Annotated in this window: 8 protein-coding genes; 5 read left to right on the forward strand and 3 right to left on the reverse strand. The window is 68.1% G+C overall.

The window, feature by feature from the left end:
* Positions 1-123: 123 nt before the first annotated feature.
* Positions 124-1260: a serine hydrolase domain-containing protein gene (locus AC069H_RS17005; RefSeq protein ID WP_478232922.1), complete on the reverse strand. Its 1137-nt coding sequence runs from the start codon at positions 1258-1260 to the stop codon at positions 124-126.
* Positions 1261-1474: 214 nt separating this feature from the next.
* Here AC069H_RS17005 and AC069H_RS17010 point away from each other — a divergent pair, with 214 nt between their 5' ends.
* Complete coding sequence (locus AC069H_RS17010; RefSeq protein WP_478230791.1) at positions 1475-1969, forward strand: hypothetical protein; 495 nt, start codon at positions 1475-1477, stop codon at positions 1967-1969.
* On the opposite strand, the gene AC069H_RS17015 is transcribed toward AC069H_RS17010, so the two are convergent.
* On the reverse strand, positions 1966-2328 hold the full coding sequence (locus AC069H_RS17015) for a hypothetical protein (protein ID WP_478230790.1): 363 nt from the start codon (positions 2326-2328) through the stop codon (positions 1966-1968). The two genes, AC069H_RS17010 and AC069H_RS17015, sit on opposite strands and share 4 nt — an antisense overlap.
* Before the next feature lie 71 nt (positions 2329-2399).
* On the opposite strand from AC069H_RS17015, the gene AC069H_RS17020 reads away from it, so the two are divergent.
* The 4 genes from AC069H_RS17020 to AC069H_RS17035 are packed head-to-tail and all read left to right on the forward strand — an operon-like array spanning position 2400 to position 4430.
* Positions 2400-2795, forward strand: a complete 396-nt coding sequence (locus AC069H_RS17020) for a GntR family transcriptional regulator (protein ID WP_340681710.1) — start codon at positions 2400-2402, stop codon at positions 2793-2795.
* A complete protein-coding gene (locus AC069H_RS17025) occupies positions 2792-3817 on the forward strand; it encodes a DUF1648 domain-containing protein (protein WP_478232923.1) in 1026 nt (341 codons plus the stop codon). The genes AC069H_RS17020 and AC069H_RS17025 overlap by 4 nt, the downstream gene beginning before the upstream one ends.
* Before the next feature lie 27 nt (positions 3818-3844).
* A complete protein-coding gene (locus AC069H_RS17030) occupies positions 3845-4048 on the forward strand; it encodes a hypothetical protein (RefSeq protein WP_478232924.1) in 204 nt (67 codons plus the stop codon).
* 31 nt (positions 4049-4079) lie between these two features.
* Positions 4080-4430: a DUF5997 family protein gene (locus AC069H_RS17035; protein WP_340688658.1), complete on the forward strand. Its 351-nt coding sequence runs from the start codon at positions 4080-4082 to the stop codon at positions 4428-4430.
* A gap of 66 nt (positions 4431-4496) precedes the next feature.
* On the opposite strand, the gene AC069H_RS17040 is transcribed toward AC069H_RS17035, so the two are convergent.
* A complete protein-coding gene (locus AC069H_RS17040) occupies positions 4497-5249 on the reverse strand; it encodes a LysR family substrate-binding domain-containing protein (RefSeq protein ID WP_478232925.1) in 753 nt (250 codons plus the stop codon).
* Positions 5250-5398 lie beyond the last annotated feature (149 nt).

Consider the following 5398-nt stretch of genomic DNA (forward strand, 5'->3'; position numbering starts at 1 on the left):
TTCCATCCTGTTTCTTTTTTTGGTGTAACTTTGTAGGGTGGCGGGCTGGGAGTCGTTGGGGTGGGGGGGGGGGGGGGGGTGGGGGGAAAACCCAAACCCCCCCCCCACGACCCCCGGCACCCGTCACTTGCAGAACGCGGCGTCCACAGTGGCCATGACCGCCTTGGAACCCTTCTCTCCGTCGCCGAAGGTGCCCGGCATCGCGGTAACGGCGAGCCCGACGATCCGGCCGTCTTCCGTGGCCCCACCACGGGTTTCGAAGCCGTGGATGTCCCCGCCGTGTCCCCAGTACACGCCGCCGCAGCTGAGCGGATTGCTCATCAGGCCGAGGCCGTATTTCGTACCGGGGAACAAGGGCGCGTCGACCGTTTTCCGCATTTCGGCCAGCTGCGCGGCGGGCAGCAGCCTGCCTTCGAGCAACACCTTGAAGAAGCGGCCGAGGTCACTGGGGGTCGAGATCAGCTGCCCGGCGGCGCCGCCCCAGGACGGGTCCAGTTCGGTCGCGTCGATCACCTTGCCGGTGGCGGCGTTGCCGATGGCGTAACCCTGCGGATGCCGTCCCTGGATGGTCTGGTCGCCGACCTGCGGCCAGTACGTGTGTTTCAGGCCCGCCTTCTTGATCACGCGTTCGGTGATCTGCTCCTGGATCGGACGTCCGGTCACCTTCTCGATCAGCATGCCCGCCAGCAGATAGCCGGTGTTGCTGTACTCCCACTTGGTGCCTGGCGCGAACTTCGCCGGGTGGCGCAAAGCCGCGGCGAGCAGTTCGTGGTTCGGGACGTACCGGTGCTGCACCTGCTCGAAGTTCTCGAGCCCGAGGTATTCGGTGTAGTTCGGCAGCCCGCTGGTGTGCTGCAGCAGATGCCGGACGGTGATCCTGGTGGCGTCGATGCCCTCGCCACGCACGATCCCGGGAAGGTATTTCTCGATCGGCGCGTCCAGTTCCACCTTGCCCTCGGCCACCAGTTGCAGGACCGCGACCGCCGTGAACGTCTTGGTGTTGCTGCCCGCCCGGACCGTGCCGTCCCGGGGAACCGGGACCTGGCGATCGATCCGCGAGGACCCCGCGACCAGCGACACCGCACGCCTTCCGTCCGCCACATAGGCGAGCGCGGCCGGGAACTTCTCTTGACGCACCAAGGCATCGAGGCCCTTCTGCAGCTCCGTCCCCTTGGCAGGCGCCGCGTCCGCCGCCGTGGTCAACGCGGCGCCCATCAGCCCCGCCGCCGTCAGGACCACGACACCCTTGCGTACTGTCATTCGCACTCCTTGCTCGAACGGATCGACATCTACGACTCTGGCCGGATCGGGCGCGAAGATCAGGAGTGCTGACCGCCGAATCCCGGGTAGCGCTGGCGCTACCCCCGCCGAAAATTTTCGGACGAGAATTCGTCCCACCATTGTCCGCGCGGGATGCGGCTGGCTAAGGTCAGTTCGGTAAGTGGACTAGACCACCCGAGGCCGGGAGGCGACGATGCCCCTCGACGAACAGCAGACCTGGGCACTGCTGCGCGAACTGGACCAACCCGGCCACTGGGAGGTGCCGCACGACTTCGACGGACCGGCCGAACGGGCTCGCTTCGAGCGACTGGCCGAACATCTCTCTCGCCGATTCGGCTGCACCTGCGAAGTCGACCGCCACGTCCAGGACGCCAGCCACCTCGGCAGGATCGTGCTCCCGGCGAGCGCGATCTCCGCACGCGACCAGGTGACCGTCACGGTCAGCAATTTCGGCGGCCTCGTCGCGGTGACGCTGGGGAATCCGGGCAGCTACGACGAAGACGAGGAACGGGAGTTCTTCCCGACACCGGTCCGAAGACAGATCGAAGACGAGCTGGAAGCGCTCGGCTACCTGCCCGTCTCCGAACACCCGTTGTGGACCAAGTACACCGGGATCAGCGGATTCGACACCCTCTATCCCCCGGACCGGCCGCCGTCGTGGTGGGACCGGTTTTTCGACTACCTCTAGGCGTTGCTCGGCGCGAGCGCCCCGGCGAGTTCCGCCGCGTTCGGCACACTCACGAGCACCTCGTCGAACGGGAGCCCGGCGACCCCGCGATCGATTTCGATCCGCAGCCCCGGCACACCTCCGCGAGCCGACACCAGCTGACGGATCCCCGTGCCCAGACCCCAGTAGCCCACTTTCAGCACTCCGCTGATCAGCGCGCCGGCCCGCCCCCCGCGCGTCCGCCGCAAGGGCGCGTCGACCTGCTCGACGACCTTGATCGCCGCCAGCGGCACGACCACTTCGTCGCGCCACACGGCCAGCCGCTCCCAGGCCGAGAACCGCACCCGTACACCGCCCTCGGTGATGTCCATCGTCGCCATCGTGACCGCCTTCCCTTCATAGCCATCTGATGTAGTTGTTATAGTAAGTGTATAGCAGATATCCTTGCGGGGTGTTGCTGACTCTCGACCTCGACAGCGAGGTTCCGATCTACCAGCAGATCCGCGACCGGATCGTCGAAGCCGTCGCCGACGGCGTGCTGGCCGAGGGCAGCGCCCTGCCCTCCACCCGGCAGCTCGGTGCCGATCTCGGGATCAACTTCCACACCGTCAACAAGGCCTATGACCTGCTGCGGACGCAGGGCTTCATCCGGATCAACCGCAAGACCGGCGCGGTCGTCCGGCGTGACGCGTCCTCGGGTCCGGCGGAGGACGGCTACGCGGACGAATGGCAGGACCGTCTGCGCACCTTGCTCGCCGAAGCCGTCGCTCTGGGCCTGGGCCCGCGCGAGGTGACCAGCCGGTGCGAGTCCGTGCTCGACTCCTTCGCCGTGAGCGCCCGGCGATGACCGGACCGCTCTGGCTGAACCTTTCCCTGATCGCGTTCACCGCGGCCACCTTCGCCTCGGCACCCGCGCTGGCGCGGCCGACTCTTCCCTTCGGCGTCCGGGTCCCGGCCCAGCGCACCGGAGAGGCCGTCATCCTCCTCGCGCGCCGTCGCTACAACCGGGGAATCGCGGTAGGTGCGGTTGTCGCCTGCGCCCTCGTCTTCATCGACGGGCTCGCACCCGAGATAGTCCTGGTCGGTCTCGTCGCGGCCTGTTCGCTGCTCGGCGGCCTGGCCAGTCGTTCGATCGCCGCCGCGAAACGCGAGGAGGGCTGGTATGCCGGGACACGGCAGGCGGTCATCGCCGACACCTCGCTGCGCTCGGATCCGGTACGTCCACAGTGGATCCTGCTGGCGCCGGCGGTGCTGCTGACCGTCGTCACGGCGGCCATCGGCCTGTCCAAGGGCACGACGAACTTCTCGACGGTCCTCACGCAAATCCTGGTTCTCGCGCTGATCCCGCTCCTGTCCATCGCGATCTCTCGGGCCAGACCCGAGATCGACGCCGCACAGCCGTCGGCGTCGGCTTCGCGATACAGGGAGTACCTGCACGGGGTGCTCAGCCTGCTGCTGATCTCCGCGGGCTGCGTCAACGCGACCATGCTCGTCGTTTCGCTCCAGCAGTGGGAGTTCGTCGAGACGACGGTGCCGACGACGATCGTGGGCTACCTGCCCCTCGTCGCCGCCTTCATCGCGTGGATCGTCTTCTCCGTCCGGGCAGGCGACGCCGGGCACCGGTTGTCTCCCACCGGCGACGAACCGGAGACCCGGTACGAACAACGCGACGACGACCGCTATTGGCACGCCGCCGGGATGGTCTACCTGAACCGGAACGACCCCGCGCTCTTGGTGCACCGGCGGGTCGGGACCTACTGGACGCTCAATCTCGGGCATCCGATCGCGTGGGTCGTCCTCGCCGCGGTCGCCGTGACGGGGGTGCTGGCCGGATTCGGTGTCGTGACCCTCCCTGCGAAGGGCGGCTGACGATACCCTGGCCGTGGGTGAGGAACCGTGGCCGTGGTGCCGGACTTCGCGGGAAAGCAGGCGCTCGACGCCTGGCTGTCCGGGCACGACGCGGGCCTGTCGCTGCAAGGCCCCGATCCGGACACCGCGGTGACGACCCAGCCGGCGACCCGTGCCGGACCTTCTCGAAGACCAGGCCGAGGGCTGATCACCGGGTGTGATCGGCGGTGCCCGGGCCGCTCGTTACCCTGAGGGGATGACGTCGCAGAAAACCCCTCAAACGATGAAGCCCGCGACAGCGGCGAAGAAGCTGGGTGTGTACCTCGAGGCAACCCCGGCGGAGTTCCAGGAGGGTGTCGTCTCCCGCGACGAACTGAACGCGCTGCAGGCCGAGCCACCCGAGTGGCTGCGGGAACTGCGCCGCAACGGACCGCATCCGCGTCCGGTCATCGCGGCGAAGCTGGGCGTCTCCATCAGCGGCCTGGCGCGCGGCGGGATCACAGGCGCCCTCACCACCGAGCAGATCGAAGCGGTCAAGAACGAGAACCCCGATTGGCTGAAGCGGGAGCGCGAGACGCAGGCCGAGGTCCGCAAGGAGGAGGCGCGCCTCAAGGCCGCCCGCAGCGAAAGCTGACCGCCGACGGGCTTGCCGCGCCGGAAACGTTGCGAAAGCCACTTTCGCAACCTCGGCCCGCAGGCGCTAACCGCGACGACGGGGCTTGCCGCGCTTCCCGCCCTGAGGAGTGCGGCGATTCCCGGTCCGCGGCTTCCGGACGGCGGCTTGGGGGCGCTTGCTCTTCGCCGGGGTCTTCTTCTCCGGCGCCTGCTTTTCCGGGGACTGCTGCCGCCCGCGCGTGCTGTTGACCGTGCGACCGCGCACGATCCCGATGAACTGCTCCATCAGGTCGGAGGTCTCTTCGTCCGGCCAGGACAACGCGACGCCGGACTCCGGCGTACCGGAGATCGGACGGTAGGTCAGGTCACGCCGGTGGTGCAGCCGCGCGAGCGACTGCGGGACGACCAGGAGCCCGACACCGGCGGCGACCAGTTCGATGGCGTCCGCCGTGGTGGCGGGTCGTTCCAGCGCGGGTTTCCCCGGCGGCGCGGCCCAGTCCAGCGTGTCGTCGAGCGGGTGCAGCACGATTTCGTCGGCGATGTCGTCGACGAAGACCTCGTCCGCGGCGGCGACCAGGTGGTCCTTGGGGACGACCACGACGGTCGTCTCGGTGTAGAGCGGGATCGCGTGCAGCCCCTCGCGATCGATCGGGAGCCTCAGCAGGACGGCGTCCACCTCGCGCTCCCGGACCAGCGCGGCGGCCTCGGCCGCGGTCGTCTGGACGAGTTCGAGCGGCACGTCGGGCGACCGCTCGTTCCAGATCCGGACCCACTTCGAGGGCGTCACGCCGGGGACGTACGCGAGCTTGAAGGAGGTTGGTCTATCCGGGCCGGTCATGGGGCAAGGTTACCGGGAGTGGTCATCGCCCTCGTGAGTGGCAAGGACGTTAGAGCCAAGGGTGTCTTAGGTACCTACTGGATGTGGTGGCAGTTGGTCGCAGGTCCGTGAAGGCCTCCTTGCCTACCCTGAAGGTAGGGAAGGAGGCC

This window comes from Amycolatopsis sp. NPDC043887 (assembly GCF_056435665.1).

Bases quoted from the DNA above. Each gene is read 5' to 3' on its own strand.
- AC069H_RS17005 (WP_478232922.1), bottom strand. From the start codon at position 1,260: ATGACAGTACGCAAGGGTGTCGTGGTCCTGACGGCGGCGGGGCTGATG.
- AC069H_RS17010 (WP_478230791.1), top strand. From the start codon at position 1,475: ATGCCCCTCGACGAACAGCAGACCTGGGCACTGCTGCGCGAACTGGAC.
- AC069H_RS17015 (WP_478230790.1), bottom strand. From the start codon at position 2,328: ATGGCGACGATGGACATCACCGAGGGCGGTGTACGGGTGCGGTTCTCG.
- AC069H_RS17025 (WP_478232923.1), top strand. From the start codon at position 2,792: ATGACCGGACCGCTCTGGCTGAACCTTTCCCTGATCGCGTTCACCGCG.
- AC069H_RS17035 (WP_340688658.1), top strand. From the start codon at position 4,080: ATGAAGCCCGCGACAGCGGCGAAGAAGCTGGGTGTGTACCTCGAGGCA.
- AC069H_RS17040 (WP_478232925.1), bottom strand. From the start codon at position 5,249: ATGACCGGCCCGGATAGACCAACCTCCTTCAAGCTCGCGTACGTCCCC.